This is a genomic window from Lacticaseibacillus songhuajiangensis, assembly GCF_003946025.1.
Classification (GTDB): Bacteria; Bacillota; Bacilli; order Lactobacillales; family Lactobacillaceae; genus Lacticaseibacillus; species Lacticaseibacillus songhuajiangensis.
In genome coordinates this window covers 1-20,763 of record NZ_RHNR01000050.1, presented here as the reverse complement: position 1 = coordinate 20,763, position 20,763 = coordinate 1, and the positions used below count along the sequence as shown (strand labels likewise).

At 50.2% G+C, this 20,763-nt stretch carries 15 protein-coding genes and 1 other annotated feature; of the genes, 9 read left to right on the top strand and 6 right to left on the bottom strand.

Features of this window, described 5'->3' with window-relative positions:
* The first annotated feature begins 170 nt into the window (after nt 1-170).
* The gene (locus EKM97_RS10355; protein WP_125572332.1) at nt 171-1,973 is read left to right on the top strand and encodes a hypothetical protein; all 1,803 of its coding nucleotides are present in this window, start codon (nt 171-173) and stop codon (nt 1,971-1,973) included.
* Nucleotides 1,974-2,310: 337 nt separating this feature from the next.
* On the opposite strand, the gene EKM97_RS10350 is transcribed toward EKM97_RS10355, so the two are convergent.
* From EKM97_RS10350 to EKM97_RS10340, 3 genes are all read right to left on the bottom strand, one after another.
* Entirely contained in the window at nt 2,311-2,904 is a 594-nt protein-coding gene (locus EKM97_RS10350; RefSeq protein ID WP_125572334.1) for an NAD(P)H-dependent oxidoreductase, read from the bottom strand.
* A 5-nt stretch (nt 2,905-2,909) separates the two neighbouring features.
* On the bottom strand, nt 2,910-3,470 hold the full coding sequence (locus EKM97_RS10345) for a TetR/AcrR family transcriptional regulator (protein WP_125572331.1): 561 nt from the start codon (nt 3,468-3,470) through the stop codon (nt 2,910-2,912).
* A 200-nt stretch (nt 3,471-3,670) separates the two neighbouring features.
* A complete protein-coding gene (locus tag EKM97_RS10340) occupies nt 3,671-4,216 on the bottom strand; it encodes a helix-turn-helix domain-containing protein (RefSeq protein WP_125572330.1) in 546 nt (181 codons plus the stop codon).
* 384 nt (nt 4,217-4,600) lie between these two features.
* On the opposite strand from EKM97_RS10340, the gene EKM97_RS10335 reads away from it, so the two are divergent.
* From EKM97_RS10335 to EKM97_RS10325, 3 genes are all read left to right on the top strand, one after another.
* Entirely contained in the window at nt 4,601-5,845 is a 1,245-nt protein-coding gene (locus tag EKM97_RS10335) for a replication initiation factor domain-containing protein (RefSeq protein WP_125572329.1), read from the top strand.
* Between the two features lie 82 nt (nt 5,846-5,927).
* Nucleotides 5,928-6,125 carry a helix-turn-helix domain-containing protein gene (locus EKM97_RS10330; RefSeq protein ID WP_225350180.1) on the top strand — a complete coding sequence of 66 codons (198 nt, stop codon included), beginning with the start codon at nt 5,928-5,930 and terminating at the stop codon, nt 6,123-6,125.
* A gap of 88 nt (nt 6,126-6,213) precedes the next feature.
* Nucleotides 6,214-7,272: a tyrosine-type recombinase/integrase gene (locus tag EKM97_RS10325; protein WP_125572328.1), complete on the top strand. Its 1,059-nt coding sequence runs from the start codon at nt 6,214-6,216 to the stop codon at nt 7,270-7,272.
* 69 nt (nt 7,273-7,341) lie between these two features.
* Here the strand turns inward: EKM97_RS10325 and rpsD are convergent, their stop codons facing one another.
* Together rpsD and EKM97_RS10315 are read right to left on the bottom strand one after the other, a co-directional pair.
* Nucleotides 7,342-7,953, bottom strand: coding sequence for a 30S ribosomal protein S4 (gene rpsD, locus EKM97_RS10320; protein WP_125572327.1), 612 nt, complete (start codon nt 7,951-7,953; stop codon nt 7,342-7,344).
* A gap of 171 nt (nt 7,954-8,124) precedes the next feature.
* On the bottom strand, nt 8,125-8,607 hold the full coding sequence (locus EKM97_RS10315) for a GAF domain-containing protein (protein WP_164507527.1): 483 nt from the start codon (nt 8,605-8,607) through the stop codon (nt 8,125-8,127).
* Nucleotides 8,608-8,857: 250 nt separating this feature from the next.
* Here EKM97_RS10315 and EKM97_RS10310 point away from each other — a divergent pair, with 250 nt between their 5' ends.
* The 3 genes from EKM97_RS10310 to thiI all read left to right on the top strand — a co-directional run bounded on the left by EKM97_RS10310 (nt 8,858) and on the right by thiI (nt 13,162).
* Nucleotides 8,858-10,567 (top strand): septation ring formation regulator EzrA, encoded by a 1,710-nt coding sequence (locus EKM97_RS10310; RefSeq protein ID WP_125572326.1) that lies wholly within the window; start codon nt 8,858-8,860, stop codon nt 10,565-10,567.
* Between the two features lie 207 nt (nt 10,568-10,774).
* Complete coding sequence (locus EKM97_RS10305; RefSeq protein WP_125572325.1) at nt 10,775-11,923, top strand: cysteine desulfurase family protein; 1,149 nt, start codon at nt 10,775-10,777, stop codon at nt 11,921-11,923.
* Nucleotides 11,924-11,944: 21 nt separating this feature from the next.
* Entirely contained in the window at nt 11,945-13,162 is a 1,218-nt protein-coding gene (gene thiI / locus EKM97_RS10300; RefSeq protein ID WP_125572324.1) for a tRNA uracil 4-sulfurtransferase ThiI, read from the top strand.
* A gap of 976 nt (nt 13,163-14,138) precedes the next feature.
* Here thiI and EKM97_RS10295 read toward each other — a convergent pair.
* Nucleotides 14,139-15,767: a peptide ABC transporter substrate-binding protein gene (locus tag EKM97_RS10295; RefSeq protein WP_125572323.1), complete on the bottom strand. Its 1,629-nt coding sequence runs from the start codon at nt 15,765-15,767 to the stop codon at nt 14,139-14,141.
* Between the two features lie 204 nt (nt 15,768-15,971).
* Here EKM97_RS10295 and EKM97_RS10290 point away from each other — a divergent pair, with 204 nt between their 5' ends.
* Together EKM97_RS10290 and EKM97_RS10285 are read left to right on the top strand one after the other, a co-directional pair.
* Entirely contained in the window at nt 15,972-17,120 is a 1,149-nt protein-coding gene (locus EKM97_RS10290; RefSeq protein ID WP_125572322.1) for a GGDEF domain-containing protein, read from the top strand.
* A gap of 45 nt (nt 17,121-17,165) precedes the next feature.
* Nucleotides 17,166-17,381: a binding site (T-box leader), on the top strand.
* Between the two features lie 48 nt (nt 17,382-17,429).
* Nucleotides 17,430-20,087, top strand: a complete 2,658-nt coding sequence (locus EKM97_RS10285; RefSeq protein ID WP_125572321.1) for a valine--tRNA ligase — start codon at nt 17,430-17,432, stop codon at nt 20,085-20,087.
* The last annotated feature ends 676 nt before the right edge of the window (nt 20,088-20,763 follow it).

The window sequence follows — 20,763 nt, the reverse complement described above, 5'->3', positions numbered from 1 at the left end:
GTGGTCATGGCGAATTTGGAAAATCTTCTCGCAGTTTTAAGTAGACCAATTTCGATTACTGCCAAAAAGAATAAGACTGCGGTGAAGATTGATTACAAAGTTATCGCGGATTTGCCTGAAAGTTAGGGCTAATTCACCAGCCACTAAGAAAAGTTATTAGGGAGAATGGCATGGGATTAGAGGCGAAACAAGTTGAGCAAATATCAGTGGGATATTTGGATGCAATCCTACCAAGGATAACTGGCATAGATGCTGACTTGGTTATTCATAATAATGGTGCGCTTACCGATGGAACTGTTTCTCTTTATAAGAACCAGAAACAGACAATCGAAAATTTTGAGCAAACTATTGCGGTTCAGGTTAAGGGGAGTACAAACAGCAAGATTTTCTCCGGTAAGCGTCCAACTTTTCGAAAGATTTCCAGGACAAGTATTGAAAAATATCGACAGCTTGGTGGATTGTTATTGTTTGTGGTAACAATCAATCCTAGTAGCAAACAGGCGACGCACGTTTTGTACAAGATACTGTCACCCTATCGAATCACACGATTGCTCGACAATACAGCAGGAATGAAATATCCTCCAATAAAATTGTCGTATTTTCCGGAATCTTCTGAGGAGCAGCTTGGGGTATTACGCCAGGCTGCTTATGATCTTAGCCATGACCACTCAGAGAACTTAACCCATCCGGTTAAATTGAAACCTGAGAAAATTACCATACCGACATTTCAGATGAAATCTGCACTTTCGGCAGGGCCAGATGCATTAGAGAACAGGGAGTTACTAGCCTATGGTCATGCTGAAGGAGTCGAGTGGGTCATTAGCGAGATTCTTCCCGAGAATATGACGTTATTTGTTCAGCACGGAAAAGTTCAGATGCGTTTTCCAAATCAAACTCAATTTTCGGGTGTTATCGTTGAGACTAAACGTTTCCATAAGCCGCCGATTACGGAAATTCGAACTGGTCATGAACAGATGATTCGAATTATGTTGGTTCCACAACAAGAGAATCAGGGAGTGGGTAGTCAACTTTTTTCTGGAAAAATTTATTTACATGTTGCTGCGACGCTTGAGCATGAGATTGAAAATACTGAAGCATTTTTAAGCTTGCTAAAAACCCCAATTTTAATTGTAAACCAGAATATTATTGACTTATCCAGCTATATTCCTGAAAATCGCACCTCTAAAATTGAAGAAATTTCCAATCGGCTGAATGTTCTTGAAATCAAAAAAGAAGCAGGAAAGATGCTTGGCGTGGACTTTTATGATGTTCAAGAAATGAGCGATGACGATATTCAGACACTCGAAGCACTTTTTTCGTTATATCGGAATCGAGACACTAATCAAAAAATTGAACGCTTGATGCTTTCAATCGGAAATCATGATCACGCAATAATTGTTGTTAATGATTTTGTCAGCACGCTATTTGATAAACGGGTTGAACAGAAGTTAAAGATGTTGGCTGGGCCTGACGAAGAATCGACAGATTTAATCGTTGTGAATCCATACACGATGATTGATGGGAATATTCATTTATCGAAAATACCCGATTTTTCTCCGAAACTAATTTTAAATTGGTTTCGGGAACATCCTGATGAATTAATTAGTGAAAGACAGAGACTTCAAACAGAGTATTATTGTCTTAATCTGTTAATGGAGTACAAAGAAATGTCAGATAATAGGATGTTGCAACTCGCGGTTAACATACACAAGCAATTGAAGATACAGGGAGACCAGGATAAACATTTGTTCTTTATTGAGCAACTCATTCAGATCATTAGTGGATCAAAGCGGACTATGCATGACTTAAATTTGCTCTTAGAGTTCACCCAAAGTCAGGAAATAGAAGTACAAATTGTTAGCAAGGCACTTCTTGGAGCTGAATCGTCAGATTTACAAAACGACATTGATTTGTTCCCGCAAGACGAGCCATACGCAATTTATAGGTCAATAATGCAGGTGTTGTGGGCATAATTGAACCAAGGCTGATCGGCAATGCGACGCAGGTGGGTATGGAACCTCTGACAATTCTGAATGTAAATTAGCAGAAAGGCCCGTTAATTCGGGCTTTTTGAATACTCATGTGCAGTCGTATCAAATTCTCACTTGTATTACTCTGTGAAATGTAGCGGCGGCTCGGGTTACGCAATGCTTGGCAAATAATCTCAATTTTTGCCCACACATTTGCCCACGTTTTTGAGGCGCAGGAATTATGAATCAGACCCCGGTACATGCAGATAGTCACCCGGACATTTGCCTACCTTGACTGCCAAACAACAGGGCCAGTAAATACAAGGCTGCTTGCCCTGTTTTAGCGCATCATTTTAACCCAGCCCTCAATTTTTGAAAGGTGCGCAGCGCGTTGGTCAGAAGTTGAGGAGGTGATGCCGCCAAGATTGTGCCATTTGACATGCTTAATTCCTAACTGCTTCAGTGTGCCACCAATCATGACACGCTGAATCGCGTCTCCGCAGAATAGGCGAAGAAAAAAAGTCGGCGAAGTGGAGGTCGTCAGAATCAGTGTTGATTGTATATTTCCCAAGTTTCCCGCGATCCCGCGACGAGTCGGTGTATACGCAAATTCGGGTCCGCGTTTCATGACCTTATCAAAGAAACCTTTCAGCATTGCCGGAATGTCGTTCCACCAAATAGGAGTGATAATGACCATCCTCTCTGCGGATTTAAGGACGGAGAGATAATCAGTGACTAGTGAATCCGAAGTGGCGCCAGAGGCATACAGCGCTAGCTCGTGTTCGTCATACGCCGGGTTAAAGTGGTCTGCATACAAATCTAATACACGATAACTAGACTCGGAATCCCGTAGACTTTGAACCACTGCGGACAAAATAGCATGATTAAAGCTTTTTGCATATGGGTGACAATAAATAATCAGAGTGTCTGTCATTTTCTTCACGCTTTCAGAAATTCAGCTAGTGTCGAGGCGACTAGAACAGGATCATAAGTGGTGACGTGATTGACAATCAATAGTCCGTATCCTTGGATGAACGACCAAATCTGGATAAATAATGCCCTTGAATCGATTTTTGGCGAGGCAGGTTTTAACTGATTGATGATAGAGGTTACGAGACGATAGAAGTCAAAGTTCTCTGCCGTGCCAGGATCGTTAAGTAATTTGGCCGCGGTGGGATTGAAGAACAAGAAGTTCATCGCGTTTGCGTCAGACTGAAACTTTTGTGTCAGCTGATCCGCCATATTTAACAGTTGTGATTGTGGCGATGACTTTAAATCCAAGTGTGCCGCAAGTTCAGCTGATAGCTTGTTTGAAAGAATTGAGGTGACTTCTCCGAACAATGCTTCTTTGCTACTGAAATTCTTATAGAATGCGCCTGTAGTTAGTCCGACATTGCTAGCAAGTTGTCTAAGCGAAATGTTTTCGTAGCCATTTTCGCTGATTTGCTTGATGGTTTCTTTGATGATTTGGTTCCTTGTGGTATCTGCATGGTGAGTCATGGTGTGTTCCTCCAATCTAAGATAACGTCGTTACCCAAAACTTATGATAACACCGTTATCTTCGGCGTCAAGTTCATTCTTTCGTTGAGTCTGTGCCCGTGACACCGTTACACAACCAGAATAACGACAATACCCGGCACGACCTGCTACGCCAGTTTCAGCGTAAAGTCGTGCCAGGTATTGTTTTAGGTGTAGATTTCTCAATTCAGATTTAGCTTATCCACCTGGTATGACTGGATAGCCTTTAACTCTTGGTATGCTTGATGAATTTCTTTAATCGGCAAATCTCGATACTTGGATTGCTTCGTAATTGTTCGACCATTCTGATCTGTATCTGGCACGCCGTCTTCATCAACCGGTGTGTAAGGGCGGAAGTAGTGCATAATCTCGTTGAGTTGCTCAGCTAGTCCGTCTAGTTGTCGTGGTGAGAAATCACCCATCATGTGCATCACTCTGCGAATCTCGGCAACCTTTGGCATATACTCGTCGATTCGATCAAGAACGGCCGTGGTTTCTCCAACCGCGGCTTCTTTTTCTGTCCGCAGTAGCTCTGATGGCATGACGTTGAAGAACTTAGCGATACCAATCAAGTTCTCATAAGTGGGATGATTCATCTCGCGCTCCCAGTTTGAAATAGCCTGTCCATTGACTGGCGTATCTAAAGCGGCGCCAAGTTCTGCCTGCGATAACCCGCTTTGAAGACGAAGCCGTTTTAGATTTGGACCAAAGTATTGTATTTCTGTCATGTTGATCACCTCATCATCAGGTTACCAGATAATCAATTTAGTGCCAAGTTCAGCAACTATAATTGGAAGTTTTGTAGCTATGAAAAAGCTAAGGAAATCGGTTGAGAGCCTTGGTATCATTGCAGTAACGTATAGATGGATAATACGATTAGTGATGAAAGGAGGAAGCCGCGCCGCCACGCGCGGCGTGCAGCGCGAAAGCCGCAAGCGTGAGCGGCGGCGGTCGGCGTAGCCGGCCGCCTAGACCCCCATGTACTAACAGGGGGGTCGTAAATGACACCTATCTACCTGATTTCCCGGTAGAAACGTTGGTACAGCACCGAAGTTACCGACTGGACAATTCAAGTTGATGTCCGTTGGCAACAAGATTAGGAGGTAAACAATTTGGGTTACTGGAGTGATTCAGTTCGAAAGCGCCGCAAAGAATTGAATCTAACGCAGGTACAGCTATGTCACCGGCTTGGCATTACACAACGCCACCTGAGTCGCATCGAAAATGGTGAAGCGTGTAGTAGCGGCCTACAAATGTATATTGACAAGACGCTCAATAATTGGACAGATGAGCCGGAACTGCAACTGCTGATTGACTATGTGCGGATTCGGTTTCCAACACAGGATATAGACAAAATCGTCGATGACACCTTACGTTTGCAAACGGATTGCATTCTGTCAGAAGATCGCGCAGCGTTCGGTTATCAATTCACCCGCTCGCTGGGCCAGATCAAAGTCTACGGCTCTGATTCGGGCCATAAGGAGCTGGGGACGCTGGTAGAACTACGTGGGCAAGGTTGTCGCCAAATGGAAAGCATTCTGCTAGGGCGTGGCGAAACTTGGTATGACTTTCTTAATCAGTGCCTGGATATGAAAGGTGTGATGAAACGGCTGGATTTAGCCGTTAACGATATGGTCAATATGCTGGATATTCCAAACCTGATTCAGAAGATTCAGGCCAACGAGTGCATCACCGTTATGCGTGAATACCAAGGCACGGTGTCCGGCCACATCTATCATGATGACGATGAAGAATTTGATGATGAGACTGGCACGACATTATACATTGGTTCAACTAAAAGCGAGCTTTACTTTTGCCTTTACGAGAAAGGCCCCGAACAGCACAAGAAAGGTTTAACCACGAACATCTATAACCGTTTTGAAATTCGCTTAAAGAACACTCGAGCGGAAAAGGCTGTTGATGATCTCCTTTGCTATCGTGATGAAGAACGCACGATATTTGGCATTATCAAGCGCTACCTGCGATTTGTTGATGCTCAAAAAGGCAAGCCACGACTGGATTGGCCGCTCAACAAGAATTGGCAACGCTTTGTCGGTCATGATCGCCAGCCGCTGCGCTTGACCACTGCCCCAGAACCGCTCGATCTCAACCGCACGCGGGCGTGGATCGATAAGCAAGTTGCACCGATGGAGCGGGTGCTCCACGAGATTGACGCGTACTGGGGTAACCAGAAAACGATGCAATCGATTCGCGGGGCAATCTTGACAGACAAACACCGACAAATCATTGAGCAGTACACAGTTGGCGCAGATCAACTTGAAAATGGCCTGTTTGAAGAAATGACACCCGAAAGTGAGCAATCAAAAAAGGATGACCACGCCGACCAAAGCAAGTAGTCACCCTTCACAGATAAGATATGGGTCCTATCTGATTTGATTATCTCACACAAACTCTATTCGTAGAAGGAGTGAGATTGAAATGGAATATCCAAATGCTATGCAACTCCCGTATTTGCTGAACAGACAACAGGCCGCAGACTTTCTCGGCGTTGATCCAGTCACGTTTGACAAAGTCTTTCGACGGCACCGCGACTTCCGGTGTTTCATGATCGGCAAGCAGGCTCGCTTCACCATCGAAGAATTGACCAGTTTCGTGCGTGAGCACCTGGTCGATTAAGTTGGTGTTGTCGTTCAGACAAATTGGATGCTAAGCTGGACCTAAGTATTTACGGGGCCAGCTTAGTTTATTTAGGAGGTAAACGAGTATGGCTTCATTTATGAAACGTGGTAAAAGTATTTTGACGCAAGTCGCATTCACGAAGAAAGGAAAGACCTATCGACTATCAAAGTCGTTTTCGAATAAGCAAGACGCCCAAATCTGGGCGCATACGCTGGAAATGAAGAAGGCTGGCGGCGTGGACTTAGTTGATCGTCAAACGCCGATGATGGATTACTACGACTACTGGCTTGAATTTGCGAAGAAAGGAGAGTTGAAGGAAACGTCTTACCTGTCATATCACCGGACTGGCAAGACCTTCCGCAAGCTATTTGAGGAGGTAAGGCTGTGCGATGTGACCGATACTTACTTGCAGACAATGCTCGATGAGTACGGGAAGACCCACGCGCAGAAGACGGTGAGTGATATGATTCGACCGCTGCGTTCCATGCTCAAATACGCTTTCGCGCATGGGTTGTTGGTCAATGACATTTCCAGTCTGATCAAGGCACACGGGAAGGCGTCAGAGAAACGGAACGTGCCGCTATCGATCACCGATATGAAGACGTTGAAGCAATACTGCTTTGAACATGCCGCCGAGGACGAGTTCTGCGTCATGGTGTTGGTGGCGTTGCTGACCGGACTACGCCGGGGCGAGTGCCTGGGGTTACGGCCGGAAGCATTATATGACGAGCAAGGTGACTGTGGCATTCACGTTAACCAGCAGCGAAGTCCTTGGGTGAAGAACGATACTACCTTGAAGACCAAAAAGGCGTATCGAACGGTATCATTGCCTCGTGAGCTATATGATCTCCTCAAGCAGGTCAAACCAAAGGCTGACGGCTACATCTTTGAGACATACGGATTCCGGGTTGCGCTACGATTGGAGCCGCTATTGAAAGAGGCAAAAGTCAGTCATACGACTTTCCATGGTTTGCGCGACACGTTCGCTTCATTTTTATTCAGCCAAGATATTGATTTGGCCTATGTTTCGGAGCATCTAGGGCACGCGAGCTTGAGTATCACACAGGACTATTACATCTCGTTAATGCCCGAAAAAAAACACGCCCAGAATGGGCGTGCAATGGACTTACTATCCGAGTTGTAAATACTGCAACAATCTGCAACAGTAGAAGTCCGATAAACGTTGCGGTCACAACGTTTGTGGAGCTGAATATTACAGCATCTGGTTGTAGTATTCAACAACGAGGGCTTCGTCGATTTCTGGTTCGAGTTCATCGCGCTGTGGCAGACGAACGAGGGAACCAGCCTTCTTGTTTTCGTCGTATTCGACGTAGGAAGGACGGCTAACGGTTGCTTCAAGAGCAGCGTTAACGATAACGAGGTTCAGGGAACGCTCACGCAGAGAGATAACCTGACCAGGCTTAACTTCGTAAGAAGGAATATCAACGCGCTTGCCATCAACGGTGATGTGACCGTGGTTTACAAGCTGACGAGCCTGACGGCGGGTCGTTGCAAAGCCAAGACGGTAAACCATGTTGTCAAGGCGCTGTTCGAGCAGGATCATGAGGTTTTCACCGTGGGTGCCTTCGGTAATCTTACCGGCACGAACGAAGAGGTTACGGAACTGACGCTCCGTCAAACCGTACATGAAACGAAGCTTTTGCTTTTCAGCGAGCTGTGTACCGTATTCGGAAATCTTCCGACGGCTGTTAGGACCGTGGTCACCAGGTGCGTATGGGCGACGAGCAAGTTCCTTACCAGTACCGGAAAGAGAAATGCCAAGACGGCGGGAAACTTTCCAACTTGGGCCAGTGTAACGTGACATAAGAGTAAATCCTCCAAAAATTTTTATTGGAGTAAAATATACGATCGCGAGTTTAGCACACGGGCAGTTAAGCTTCGGTTCGCCTTTGCAGCAAGGTTACTGCGCATCCACCGTAGTGGGCTTAACTGGAGCCGACCATGCCGCTCGCAGCTGCAATATTTTACACGCTGACTAGCTTAACGCAGAAATGCCCGCCGCGTCAAGCTTTTTGCCGAGTGCTTTTGCGAAGGCCTGCACAATCTGCTGGTCCTCCGCGCTGAAACGATTAAGCGTTGGCGAGTCGATGTCGAGAATCGCACTGAGCTCACCATTCAGGTAAACGGGCGCCACAAGTTCGGCGTTGCTGGCGGAGTCGCAAGCAATGTGACCGGGGAATTCGTGCACGTTGGGCACGAGTAGGGATTCGCCCTGAGCAAAACTGGTACCGACGACACCAGTGCCTGGTTTGATGTGCATGCACGCCACCTTCCCCTGGAATGGGCCTAAGTCGAGTTCACCGCTTTGCTTGTTCAATAGGTAGAAGCCACACCAGTTATTGTCTGCGATGGCATCGCTGAGTAATGCGCTGGCATTGGCCAACATGGTGACAGCGTTTGTTTCGCCTTCCAGAAGGGCTGTGACTTGATCGACGACGATTTCATCCAATTTTGGCACCTGAATACCTGCTTTCTAAAATATAAGTAGTAACTTTCACAAACTAATTAAAAAAAGTGTTTCCACTAGCCGTTTTTTTTGCGATACTGGACACTGAGAAGTATTTAGTAGCCGTGCACCCAGCTCGCGACATTTGCGCACATTTTTGCGCATCCGCGGATGGCACGCGGCAGCTTTAATGCTTGGAAGTATTTTAGTCGTAGCAGTTGCATTTTGCAATGCTGGGATATTGATTAAGAGGTGCGTTTGAATGCTGTGGATGGTAATTGGACTGATAGTAATCGTTGTGCTTGTGCTTGGCGGTGTTTGGGGTGCTCAGCGTTATTTCAACAATAAACTGAGCAATCTGGACGCGCGCAGCAGCGACATGGGCAGTGATGAGATTGAAAAGCAGATTCGCGCCATGAAGGGCTTGCACCTGAATGGCGCGAGTTTAAAGGCGTTCACTCGTCATCAGCGTGAGTACCAGCAGCTGGCGGAAAGCGACGGCGCAAAGATTGAAACCATGCTCATGGAAACCGAGGGCGCAAATGGTCAACTGCGCTTTGGAACCGTTCGCGAGCAGATTGCGGAAATTGATGCACTCATTAGCAAAACTACAGCGGCTTACCAGCAAATCAACGCGGCCTTGACCCAGATTTACCAAGATGAGGAAAATAATCGCAAGCAGCTCAAAAAACTGCGCGCCACTTATCAAGAGACCCGCAAGAAACTGCTCGCCAAGAACTATGCGTACGGCGACAGCATGCCCGCGCTTGAAGAACGCCTCAAGGCGGTGAGCGCCGAGTTCGACGCGGTGGATGCTGTGAGTGCAACCGGGGATCATCAAGCTGCGCACACCAAAATCCAAGAACTCGCTGCTTCGGTTGGCGAACTTGCCGACCTCAGTGACAAGATTCCCGTCTTGCTCGCGGAACTCATCAAGGAGTTCCCAGACCAGCTTGATGAACTCAGCACAGCGAGTGAACAGTTGCGTTCCCAGCACTTCCAATTCGCCGATGTCGATATCGACGCGGAGCTGCGTAAAATCAAAGTGGGCATCAGTAATAGTAAAACCGCCCTTGCCGGCTTAAACGTTGAAGCTGCGGCTAAGCAGAATAAGGAACTGGCCACCAGCATCGACAAGCTGTACGACGTGATGCAGACTGAACTGGATGCGCGCGAGCAGGTTGCAGGTAAGGATGAACACGTCACCCAATTCATCGCGCACGCACTGCGGCAGAATCACCTGCTGATTGCCGAGCTCGACCACCTCAACCAATCCTACAAACTGACGCACGATGAAATCGAAACGGCCGAAAAATTACGGCTCGAACTAAACGAACTGAATCAGCAGCACGAAGCAGATTTGCAGGCACTTGCGGACCGCAAGCCGGTTTACAGCCAGATTGCCGCGCACTTTGCCCACGCTGAAAAACGCCTGCGTGAAATTGAGCAGCAGCAGCACGATATTAACCAGCGCGTCTCGGGCCTTAAGGCTGGCGAGCAATCCGCCAATGAAGCACTGGAAGGTTTTGCACGCGATCTGCGGACAATTTTGCGTGAACTTGATCACATGCAGTTGCCCGGTCTGCCGGAGGCGTTCCGCGAACAGGCCGCTCACGTGAAGAAGGAAATCGAAACTATTCACGAAGAGCTGGGTAAGGTCAAAATTAACCTGGACGATATCGGGGAACAGCTGATTGGCCTGCAGTCGGATATGGATGACCTCAAGCAGTCGGCCACCGAAATTGTGGATGCAGTGGGGATGACTGCCCAGCTTCTGCAGGCGGCTAACCGGCACGAAGATAAGCATCCGGAGCTGACCGAAGCCAAGACTAAGTCGAAGGCTTTGTACAGTCAGATGCGTTATAAGGAAGCCGCCGACTCGATCGCCTCAGCACTGGAAACCGCCGTTCCGGGTAGTTACCAGAAGGCCGAAGATGCTTACTTGAGTGATAAGGGCGCAAAGCCATTTTAGAAGACTAGGGGAAAACCCCGCATCGCAGGATGTGGGGTTTTCCTTTTGCCTTTGGCGGTTGAAAAAGATGGCCGAGCGTGCAGCACACACAACGAAATTAATGTCGTGCGACTGCGCGCGGCGCTTACACAGCTGGAGGCCTAGACGTGACGGCATTTTTTGCATATAATGCTAACAGCTTACTTATTTTTCGGAAGGACGATAACAATGATTTATTTTGATAACAGCGCCACAACCCGGCCACTGCCGAGCGTTCTCGACACTTACCGGACGGTTGCGGAGGACTTCTTCGGAAACCCAAGTTCCTTGCACAACCTGGGTGACCGCGCGCGGGCCGTGGTTGAACAGTCGCGGGGTCAGATTGCCCAGTTGATTCGGGCCAAGCAAAATGAAATTTACTTCACCAGCTGCGGGACCGAGGGTGATAACTGGATTATCAAGGGGACTGCGATGGCCAAGCGCAAGTTCGGCAAGCACCTCATCACGACTACCATTGAGCATCCGGCCGTTCGCAACACGATGAAGCAGTTGGAAGAACTGGGTTTTGACGTGACCTACATTCCCGTTGACGAACGCGGCTTTGTGAACCCAGCCGATGTGAAGGCGGCATTGCGTGACGACACGATTCTGGTCTCCGTCATGGCAGTGAACAACGAAGTGGGGAGCATTCAGCCCATTGCCGAAATCGGCGATATTTTGGAAGATTACCCGACGGTCCACTTTCACGTTGACGCCGTCCAGGCAGCTGGTAAGGGGGTGCTCGACATGTTGCGGCACCCGCGTGTCGATTTCTTGACCTTCTCGGGGCACAAGTTCCACGCGCCTCGCGGTACCGGCTTCATCTACGCCAAGGAAGGCCGTGTGATTGCGCCACTGCTCGCCGGTGGTGGCCAGGAAAAGGACTGGCGTAGTGGTACCGAGAACACACCGGGTATTGCCGCCATGGCCAAAGCCTTGCGCCTGACTTTTGACGACGAAGCCGCCAAAGTTGCACGTCAGCAGGCCATTCGTGAGGAAATCGTGCAGCACGTGCAGCAGTTTGATCATGTGCACATGTTCAGTGGGCTGGGTAAAGATTTTGCCCCGCACATCCTCACCATGTCCATTGGTGGGGTGCGTGGCGAAACCATCGTCCACGCTTTTGAAAACGAGGGTGTCTACATGTCCACGACAAGTGCGTGCTCAAGCCGGTCTGGCGATGAAAGCAGCACGCTCAAGGCCATGAACGTTGACAGCAAGCTCGCCGAATCTGCATTCCGGATTAGCCTGGATGAAGACAACACCATGGAAGAGGCTAAGCAGTTTGAGAAGGCCTTCGATAAGGTCTTTGCCGGCTTTAACCGGATGCGTAAGTAAAAACACCGAAGGAGATTAAATTTGCAATATTCTGAAATTATGGTGCGTTATGGTGAACTTTCCACCAAGGGACGCAACCGCAAGGCTTTCATCGGCCGCCTGAACGGTAATGTGGTGAAGACTTTGCACGACTTTCCCGACCTGCGGATTCGCCCCAAGCGCGACCGTCTGCACATTGAACTCAATGGCACGCCATCACAGCCAGTGATGGATCGGCTGAGCAAGGTGTTTGGCATCCAGTCCTTCTCCCCAAGTATCGAGGTGGAAAAGAACATGGACGCCGTATACGACAACGCTTTGGCTCTCATGAACGAAACTGCACCTCAAGGCGCATCCTTCAAGGTTGAGACTAAGCGCAGTGATAAGACCTTCGAACTGGACACCAACGGCATGAACCTTGCCCTTGGTGACTTCTTCGACGAAAAGCGGCCAGACCTCGTGGTCAAAATGAAGCACCCCGACGTGACCTTACGCGTGGAAGTGCGTCGGGAAGCCATCTACCTGTCCACCGAAACCGTTAAGGGTGCCGGTGGTTTGCCAGTCGGGACTGCCAGCAAGGCGGCCATGATGCTGAGCGGCGGGATTGATTCACCCGTTGCGGCATACCTGGCGCTCAAACGCGGGGTTGATATTGAAATGGTCCACTTCTTCAGCCCGCCATACACTAGTGACAACGCCCTGAATAAGGCTAAGGAACTGACTGCTAAGTTGACGCCATACGGTGGCAGCATCAAGTTCATCGCGGTACCTTTTGCCCACATTCAGGAAGAAATCAAGGCGAAGGTGCCAGAAGGTTACCTGATGACGATTCAGCGCCGGCTGATGTTGCGCTTGACTGAAGCCATTGCCAAGCAAAATGGCGATATGGCCATCTTCAACGGCGAATCTGTTGGTCAAGTGGCCAGTCAGACGTTGGCCTCTATGGCTGCCATCAACGACGTGACCGTGATGCCAATCGTGCGGCCGGTGGCCACGATGGACAAGACGGAAATTATTGCCTTGGCCGAGAAGATTGACACCTACGAGCTTTCTATCATGCCATTTGAAGACTGTTGCACAATCTTTGCGCCACCATCACCTAAGACGCAGCCGAAGATCGACAAGGCGCGCTACTACGAAACCAAGATTGACGTGGAAGGACTCATGGCCGAATCCATGGCTGGTTTGCAAGTAACGCAGATTCGTCCGGGTCAGGAATTCTTGAACCAGGACCAAGACATCATCGCCGATCTCCTGTAAGCATGCAAAACGGGCTACCCAATCGCGGGTGGCCCGTTTTTACTGTCCGTCAGCGTAAGTCTGTGCCCGCAGGGGCGCGACCTGCACTTCAAACTGTTTTCATACCGCCGCAAGGCGGTGGGTCGGCAACTCCGGTGGTGGTGCGCTTGGGCTGCGCTCCGGGAACTCCGTCGGGCGGGGACCGCTTCAGCCCGCTGTCGCGGTCTTCCGCTGGCAGAGTTGCCGCAAGAACGGCGTCAACTCCGCGCTCCCGAGATGATTGTATGCAGCCACGACGGCAAGAACGGCCGTCCTGTCTCCAAACAATCATCTTTTCGCCCGACTCCGTTCCCTGTGCCCTTCGGTGTCCGTCTCTCTACGCGCTAAAGCGCGAGGTCGACTGGCTTCGCCCAAGCATACCACCACCTCCGTGGCCGACACGTTAATGAGTGGAGAATACCACAGATACCGAGCGATCGCTCATTCAAACGCCGGATCAAAACACAGGCCGTAAAACTGGACGACGACTACCTCCAGTACTATTAAAGGCCACGATAACGGTATTCAGTGCGCACCGTAAACAGACATCCTGATTCCCGCGTCGACATTTCCCAGTACTTGTCCATTTGTTTAGTGTTTCCGCCAGCTTGACCTGAAACTTTCACCACCATAGTCATGTGAATGCGCGTCGGAACTGGGCTGGATTGGCGGAGCGAACGGGCAGGGTGTGCGCGACCGCAAAAATAGCTGTGTATGTTTTGCACATGTACTTTGTGCAAAATGTACGCAGCTATTTTTGCTAGGAGCGGAAGTTTGACGCGGGTTTTGCGGCAAACTTCCCAGTGGAAGACGGCGGAGCCGGCTGGAACGGTCCCGCGCACACCCTGCCCGGGCGCGTAGCAAATCCGGCCCAGTTCCGACCTTCGGTCTAACCACTATTTTTCATCCTTGCGGATGATTTGGTTGAAAGTTTCAACGCTCACGTTGACGGACAGCGTCAAGGCTTAACGTTGGAGAGGTCAATGTCGCCATTGGGCATGAGGTGCAGAGACTTGATGTGGTTGCTGAGCAGGTAAGACTTCCCGGATTGCATCACGCTCACGACCGGAACGTCCTGACCAATAATCAATTGCTCGGCCTTTTTGATGGCTGCCCAACGCTTGTTGCTGTTGTTGACGTAGTCTACAGTAATTTTACTGTAGAGGACGTCGTACTTCTGACTGCTGTAGCCGGCGATGTTCTGCACGTTGTCGGACTGGTAGAACTTCAGTGCGGAGGCCGGGTTGGAACCTGCTGGTGTCCAGCTACCCAGAACAACGCTGAATTTACCTGCTTGTTCCAACTGGTTACGTTTGGCAAGGGTCGTTACGATGACGTTGACGCGCAGACCAGGTAAGTTGTGCTGCAACTGGTTTTTGAGGTAGTTAGCGGTTGTCCTGGCGACCTCGTTGTCCGCAATGTTGAGGGTGAGGCGGATGTTGCGCTCACCAATTTCTTGCTGGGCGATGCGCCACTCTTTAGCGGCAGTGTTTTGATTGTAGGTGAGCAGTTCGCCGGCATCTGTGCGGTAATCCTTGCCGCTGGCGTCGTTCACTAAGCCGGCTGGAATCAAGCCATCCAGTTCACGGGAGCCGTCATCGAGTACGCCGCGAGTCAGCATATGCTTATCAAAACCGGTGGCGATGGCGCGCCGCAGATGGACATTAGCAGTTGCGCCATTGCGGGTGTTGAAAAACAGGTAGTTAGCGGTCGTGGTGCGGACAGAATGGAGCTGCCGGTTGCCACTAAACTGCTTTTTTGCTGCGGGCTGGAGCTCGCAATAATCGAGTTTGCCCGCCTTGAATTCATTAATGGCCTGCTGCGGTTGCAGCACAGCGTAATCAACCTTACGCAGACTAATTTCGTCTTTGCGCGGGTAATTGGGATTCCGACTGAGTGTCCAGTATTTGTCCCGTGGGCCGGACCAGTGGCTAATGGTGAAGGGACCGTCGACGAGGGTATTGGCCGCTGAGCTGCCGTACTGATTGCCCAGTCGTTCCACAAAGGACTGCTTTAGGGGTAAAAAGACGGTCCCAGCGAGATCTTGGCGCAAGTAGGGATCTGGCGCGCTGAGTTCAACGGCGAGGCGGTACTTGCCGAGCGCCTGAACACCTAGATCTTTTGCGGGCCGGGTGCCGCTACGCACTTCGAAACCGTTCCTAATGATGTCGATGCGTGCTGCGTTACGGGATTGCGTGCGCGGGTTCGCGAGTCGGCGCCAGGCATAAACAAAATCAGTTGCCGTGACGGGACTGCCATCGCTCCATTTGTAGTGGTTGAGTTGGAAAATGTACTTGAGCCCCTTATTAGTGACAGTTGGATTATTTTTGGCAATCTCTGGTGTGGTTCCCCCTGATGTCGTGGCCGAGTAGAGGCCGACGTTCAGGTTGGTAATCAGGCTGCTCGCGGTGATTGACGTGAAAGTTTGCGAGTCGAGCGTTTCAACAGGCGTTGCAATGCTCGTGCGGAACGTTCGTGATTGGTTAATAGTGTTTGCGTCCCCGTGAAAACGCGCCAGCAGACCCGCCGTCAGGGTACCCGCAATCCCAATGACGATGGCAGTGCCGACAATTAACTTGTTCTTCATTTTGTCTCCCCAATGTGCATGCCAGTGTGCGACTCAAGCCATCTGAATAACGAAATATAGTTGGCCAAAATTTCATTTAGAACCCGTATGCATTACTTTATAAAATCTACTAGGAATATAGTAAAGCAAGTATTATCATTGTAACAGCAGTATTCTCAAAATAACGTGAATAGCGATACTTTGTACGAAAGGGGGGAGCACAAAGTGTTTAGTTGGAGTAATTGGTTTATCCAAGTGGTCATCGCAATGTTCTTCATCTCGGGCTTTGTGGTCTCCTACCACCGACTGCGCAGTTTCATGTGGTCGCGGCATTATAAAACACGTCGGTGCCAGCGAATCTGGACTGCCAGTATGTTGACTGCTTTTGTGGCTGTTTTAGTTTTGTTCGCCATGCTGGCCGCTTGGCTAGATCCAGCAAACTCTGCAGGTTACTTAAACTGGGCATTGTACATGTTGATCATTCCGATGATTGATACGCAGGTCAATCCGTGGGAATTCGGCGTGCGGACGGCCATGGTGCTCGCATTTTGGACTTTCAGCGTTAACTTGCACGATGTGTTCTCGCTGGTTTCAATTGTCAGTATTGCGCTCATGCTGGTATTGGTGTGGGTGCAGCGCGGCGTCATTGCCAAGGTCAGCAGTTTCAACGTCGGTATTTCCATATGGAGTGCGGTCGCCTTCTGGTTGACGCAAACGCAGTTGTCACTGGGCAACATCGTCGCGAGCATCGTGATGTCGGTTGCCATTAGCATGTTTGCGGTCATGTACTGGTCACAGGCCCGTGTGGAGGAGCTGGAGCATGCGCGCTTGGTCAACGAGGTGAATCGGGATGCGCTGACTGGCGCGGGCAGTTACTTTGCCTTTAAGGACGACATCATGACGCAGATGACGCTGAGCCGGCGCCACATGCAGCCGATGACACTTGCGATGTATGACTTGGACTATTTCAAGAGCATTAATGATACTTACGGCCACCAGGCGGGTAACACCGTGCTCATTGAGGTGACCAAGGCGGTGCAGGCGCTGCTGGAGGCAGAGTGCGACACGCGTTTTGGTTTGTACCGGACTGGTGGTGAGGAGTTCAACATTGTTTTCCTCGACTTGTCAGCAGAGCAGGTGCAGGCAATTGGCGAAAAGGTCGTGGACCACGTGCGGCACATGATTGTGCTACACGAAGGCCGGCAGATTAAACTGACGCTGTCGATGGGGATTACGAGTCTGCGCAATGAGGACGTCAGCCTGGAAGACTTTTACGAGCGGGCGGACCGTAGCTTGTATATCTCGAAGCAAGCTGGACGTAATCGCCTGACGGTTGAAGGTCAGGTTGTGGGTGCTGATGCCCAAGCAAACTAATGCTAAACTCTAATTGACCGGCGCAAAGCTATCAGCTATACTTTAGCCAATACGTTGAACAAGAGGGTCAGCGCGTGCGGTGAGACAGAAACGGGGCGGTTGATGGAAGCCCTGCACGGCGCGGTGATTGTAGCTTGTGAGTGCCGTCCTGAATGACAAGTAGGGACAGCCGGCATCCGCCGTTATCCTTTTTAAGTGGAAGTGGTGTCTTTTGGACGCAACTTCAAATTAGGTGGCACCACGAGCAAACTCGTCCTATTACATAGGGCGAGTTTTTTTGTTCTCGAAAACATATAGGGGTGAAATTGCATGACAGAATCAGAACTAGCACCAAAGTACGATCCTAAATCTGTCGAAACCGGCCGTTACCAGGAATGGGTCGACGAAGGGGTCTTCAAACCAAGTGGCGATAAGAAAGCTAAGCCTTACACCATCGTTATTCCACCACCAAACGTGACCGGTAAGTTGCACATGGGGCACGCCTGGGACACCACACTCCAGGACATGATTATCCGGCAGAAGCGGATGCAGGGCTTTGATACCTTGTACCTGCCGGGGATGGACCACGCCGGCATTGCCACGCAGGCGAAGGTTGAAGCTAAGCTGCGCGAAGAGGGCATTACCCGTTACGACCTGGGCCGCGAAAAGTTCGTGGACAAGGTTTGGGAATGGAAGGATGAATTCAGCAAGATCATCCGCAAGCAGTGGGGCAAAATGGGTCTGTCTTTGGACTACGACCGCGAACGCTTCACGCTGGATGCCGGCCTGAACAAGGCCGTGCGGACCGTGTTTGTGCAACTGTACAATGAAGGGCTCATCTACCGCGGTGAATACATCGTTAACTGGGACCCCCAGGCGCGGACCGCGTTGTCTGACATCGAAGTCATTCACAAGGACGACGAAGGGGCCTTCTACCACCTGATTTACCCATTTGCAGACGGCACTGAAGGCGGCATTCACATCGCCACGACGCGTCCGGAAACCATGTTCGGTGACACGGCCGTTGCGGTTAACCGCAAGGACCCGCGTTACAAGGACATGATTGGCAAGGAAGTCACTATTCCTGGTGTTGGTCGCAACATCCCAATTATCGCCGACGAACACGCCGACATGGACTTTGGGACTGGTGCTGTTAAGATTACGCCTGCCCACGACCCTAATGACTTCCAGGTTGGCCTGCGTCACGACTTGCCACGCATCAACTGCATGAACGACGATGGCACGATGAATGAAGTTGCCGGTAAGTACGCTGGCATGGATCGTTTCGAATGCCGTAAGGCCCTGGTTAAGGACTTGCAGGCATCTGGCGACTTGATCAAAATTCAGCCAATCGTCCACTCCGTTGGTCACTCCGAACGCACCGGGGTCCAGGTTGAAGCTCGGCTTTCCACCCAGTGGTTCGTGAAGATGGCACCGCTGGCCAAGAAGCTGCTTGATAACCAGAAGACGGACAACAAGGTTGACTTTGTGCCTGACCGTTTCGAACACACCCTGACTAACTGGATGGAAAACATTCACGACTGGGTTATCTCCCGTCAGCTCTGGTGGGGTCACCAGATTCCTGCTTGGTACAACAAGAAAACTGGCGAAATGTACGTCGGCATGGAAGCACCTAAGGATGCTGAAAACTGGGAACAGGACGAAGACGTGCTGGACACCTGGTTCAGCTCCGCTTTGTGGCCATTCTCCACTTTGGGCTGGCCTGATGAGAATGCTGAAGACTACAAGCGTTACTACCCAACCAACACTTTGGTTACCGGTTACGACATCATTCCGTTCTGGGTTGCCCGCATGATGTTCCAAGGTTTGCACTTTACTAAGCAGCGCCCATTTGAACACGTTCTTATCCACGGCTTGATGCGTGATGAACAAGGCCGCAAGATGAGTAAGTCGCTCGGCAACGGGATTGACCCGATTGACGTCATCGATAAGTACGGGACTGACGCACTGCGCTGGTTCCTCGCTAATGGGACAACCCCTGGTCAGGATGCGCGTTTCAGCTACACGCAGCTTGACTCTGCATGGAATTTCATTAACAAAATTTGGAATGTTTCCCGTTATGTGATGATGAACTTGGGCGACACCAAGGCTGACAGTAAACCTGATGTTGCCAGCTTTGATCTGGCGGACAAGTGGATTTTCGCCGAATTGAACAAGACCGTGGCTTCCGTAACCGCCAAGTTCGATAAGTTTGAATTTGGTGAAGCGGGCCGTGACCTGTACAACTTCATCTGGGGCGAATTCGCTGACTGGTACATCGAAATGAGTAAGGAAACCCTTACCGGCGATGACGAGACGAAGAAGGCCGCTAAGCGCGTCAACTTGTACTACGTGCTCGACCAGATTCTGCGTCTGCTGCACCCAATCATGCCATTTGTAACCGAAAAGCTCTGGTTGGCATTGCCACACAACGGCAAGTCTATCGTGACTGCAAGTTACCCAGAAGTGCACGCCGAATTCGACAACGACGCTGCCAGCGTTGAAATGACCCACGTGCTGGAACTCATTCGTGCGGTGCGGAACATTCGTAACGAGGTGAACGCACCACTGAGTACGCCAATCAACGTGATTATCTCGCTCAATGATGACAGTCTCGAAGAAGCCTTCACCGCCAACCGGGCCGTGTTGGACCGCTTCCTGCACACCCAGACCTTGACTATTAAGAAGTCGGGTGAAGCCGTTGGTGACATCAAGACTGCCGCTTCTGCCGTGATGGCGGGTGCAACGGTTTACGTACCACTGGCAGAACTGATCGACTTCGATGCGGAAATTGCCAAACTGGAGAAGAACCTCAAGAAGCTTGATGGCGAAATCACCCGCATTGACAAGAAGTTGGGTAACCCTGGTTTCCTGAGCAAGGCGCCTGAAGCTGTCATCGACGAGCAGAAGCAAAAACGGGCCAGCTTTGTGGCCGAACAGACCGCAGCGCAGGACCGCATCGCTGAACTGAAGGACGCGCAGAATTAATACTGTCCGTCAGTGTAAGTCATGAAACTTTCATCCGTAAGGATGCAAAAATTGAAAATAATGCTCCGACCGACGGTCGGGACTGGGGCGGCTTGGTTACGTAACCGCAGGTAGGTGGCGCGGGGTCGCTCTCGCCTGGTAAACCAGGCTACCGCTAAACTTTTTGCCGAAGCCCACGTCAAAAAGATTTACCCCGAGCACGAATAGCCCACACAAAACGGCCTTCGCCGGTTGTGTGGGCTATTCGTGCTCTTTGCGCGCCACCTACCTGCGTTCACTCCACCAAGCCGCCCCAGTCACTAAGTGCTACAACAATACTCCAGTAGGAAAAGGTTCAGACTACATGAGTCGGAGCGCCAAACGCAGACGAACACGCAATCGAGAAAGGCTGTCACAATGTGCAGTTCATCTGTCTTCCTAAACATGGTGAATACTGAAGTCATAGCCTTTCTAAGTACCGGAGACAGTCATCGCACGACCAATGTGTATGTACCGTATTTCCTACTTAGTAACGTGTCGGCCACGGAGGCGTGAGTGTGCTTGGGCGGAGCGGAGGGAACGGAGTCGGGCGACAAGATAATCTGCAGTGTATGCCCGGCTGATTTTGCCGGGTGTACACCGCAGATTATCTCAGGAGCGCGGATTTGACGCCGGGTTTGCGGCAAATCTGCCAGCG

What these genes read in the sequence shown, in the direction of transcription:
- EKM97_RS10355 (WP_125572332.1), top strand. Translation starts at nt 171, where the DNA reads ATGGGATTAGAGGCGAAACAAGTTGAGCAAATATCAGTGGGATATTTG.
- EKM97_RS10350 (WP_125572334.1), bottom strand. Translation starts at nt 2,904, where the DNA reads ATGACAGACACTCTGATTATTTATTGTCACCCATATGCAAAAAGCTTT.
- EKM97_RS10345 (WP_125572331.1), bottom strand. Translation starts at nt 3,470, where the DNA reads ATGACTCACCATGCAGATACCACAAGGAACCAAATCATCAAAGAAACC.
- EKM97_RS10340 (WP_125572330.1), bottom strand. Translation starts at nt 4,216, where the DNA reads ATGACAGAAATACAATACTTTGGTCCAAATCTAAAACGGCTTCGTCTT.
- EKM97_RS10330 (WP_225350180.1), top strand. Translation starts at nt 5,928, where the DNA reads ATGGAATATCCAAATGCTATGCAACTCCCGTATTTGCTGAACAGACAA.
- EKM97_RS10325 (WP_125572328.1), top strand. Translation starts at nt 6,214, where the DNA reads ATGGCTTCATTTATGAAACGTGGTAAAAGTATTTTGACGCAAGTCGCA.
- rpsD (WP_125572327.1), bottom strand. Translation starts at nt 7,953, where the DNA reads ATGTCACGTTACACTGGCCCAAGTTGGAAAGTTTCCCGCCGTCTTGGC.
- EKM97_RS10310 (WP_125572326.1), top strand. Translation starts at nt 8,858, where the DNA reads ATGCTGTGGATGGTAATTGGACTGATAGTAATCGTTGTGCTTGTGCTT.
- EKM97_RS10305 (WP_125572325.1), top strand. Translation starts at nt 10,775, where the DNA reads ATGATTTATTTTGATAACAGCGCCACAACCCGGCCACTGCCGAGCGTT.
- EKM97_RS10295 (WP_125572323.1), bottom strand. Translation starts at nt 15,767, where the DNA reads ATGAAGAACAAGTTAATTGTCGGCACTGCCATCGTCATTGGGATTGCG.
- EKM97_RS10285 (WP_125572321.1), top strand. Translation starts at nt 17,430, where the DNA reads ATGACAGAATCAGAACTAGCACCAAAGTACGATCCTAAATCTGTCGAA.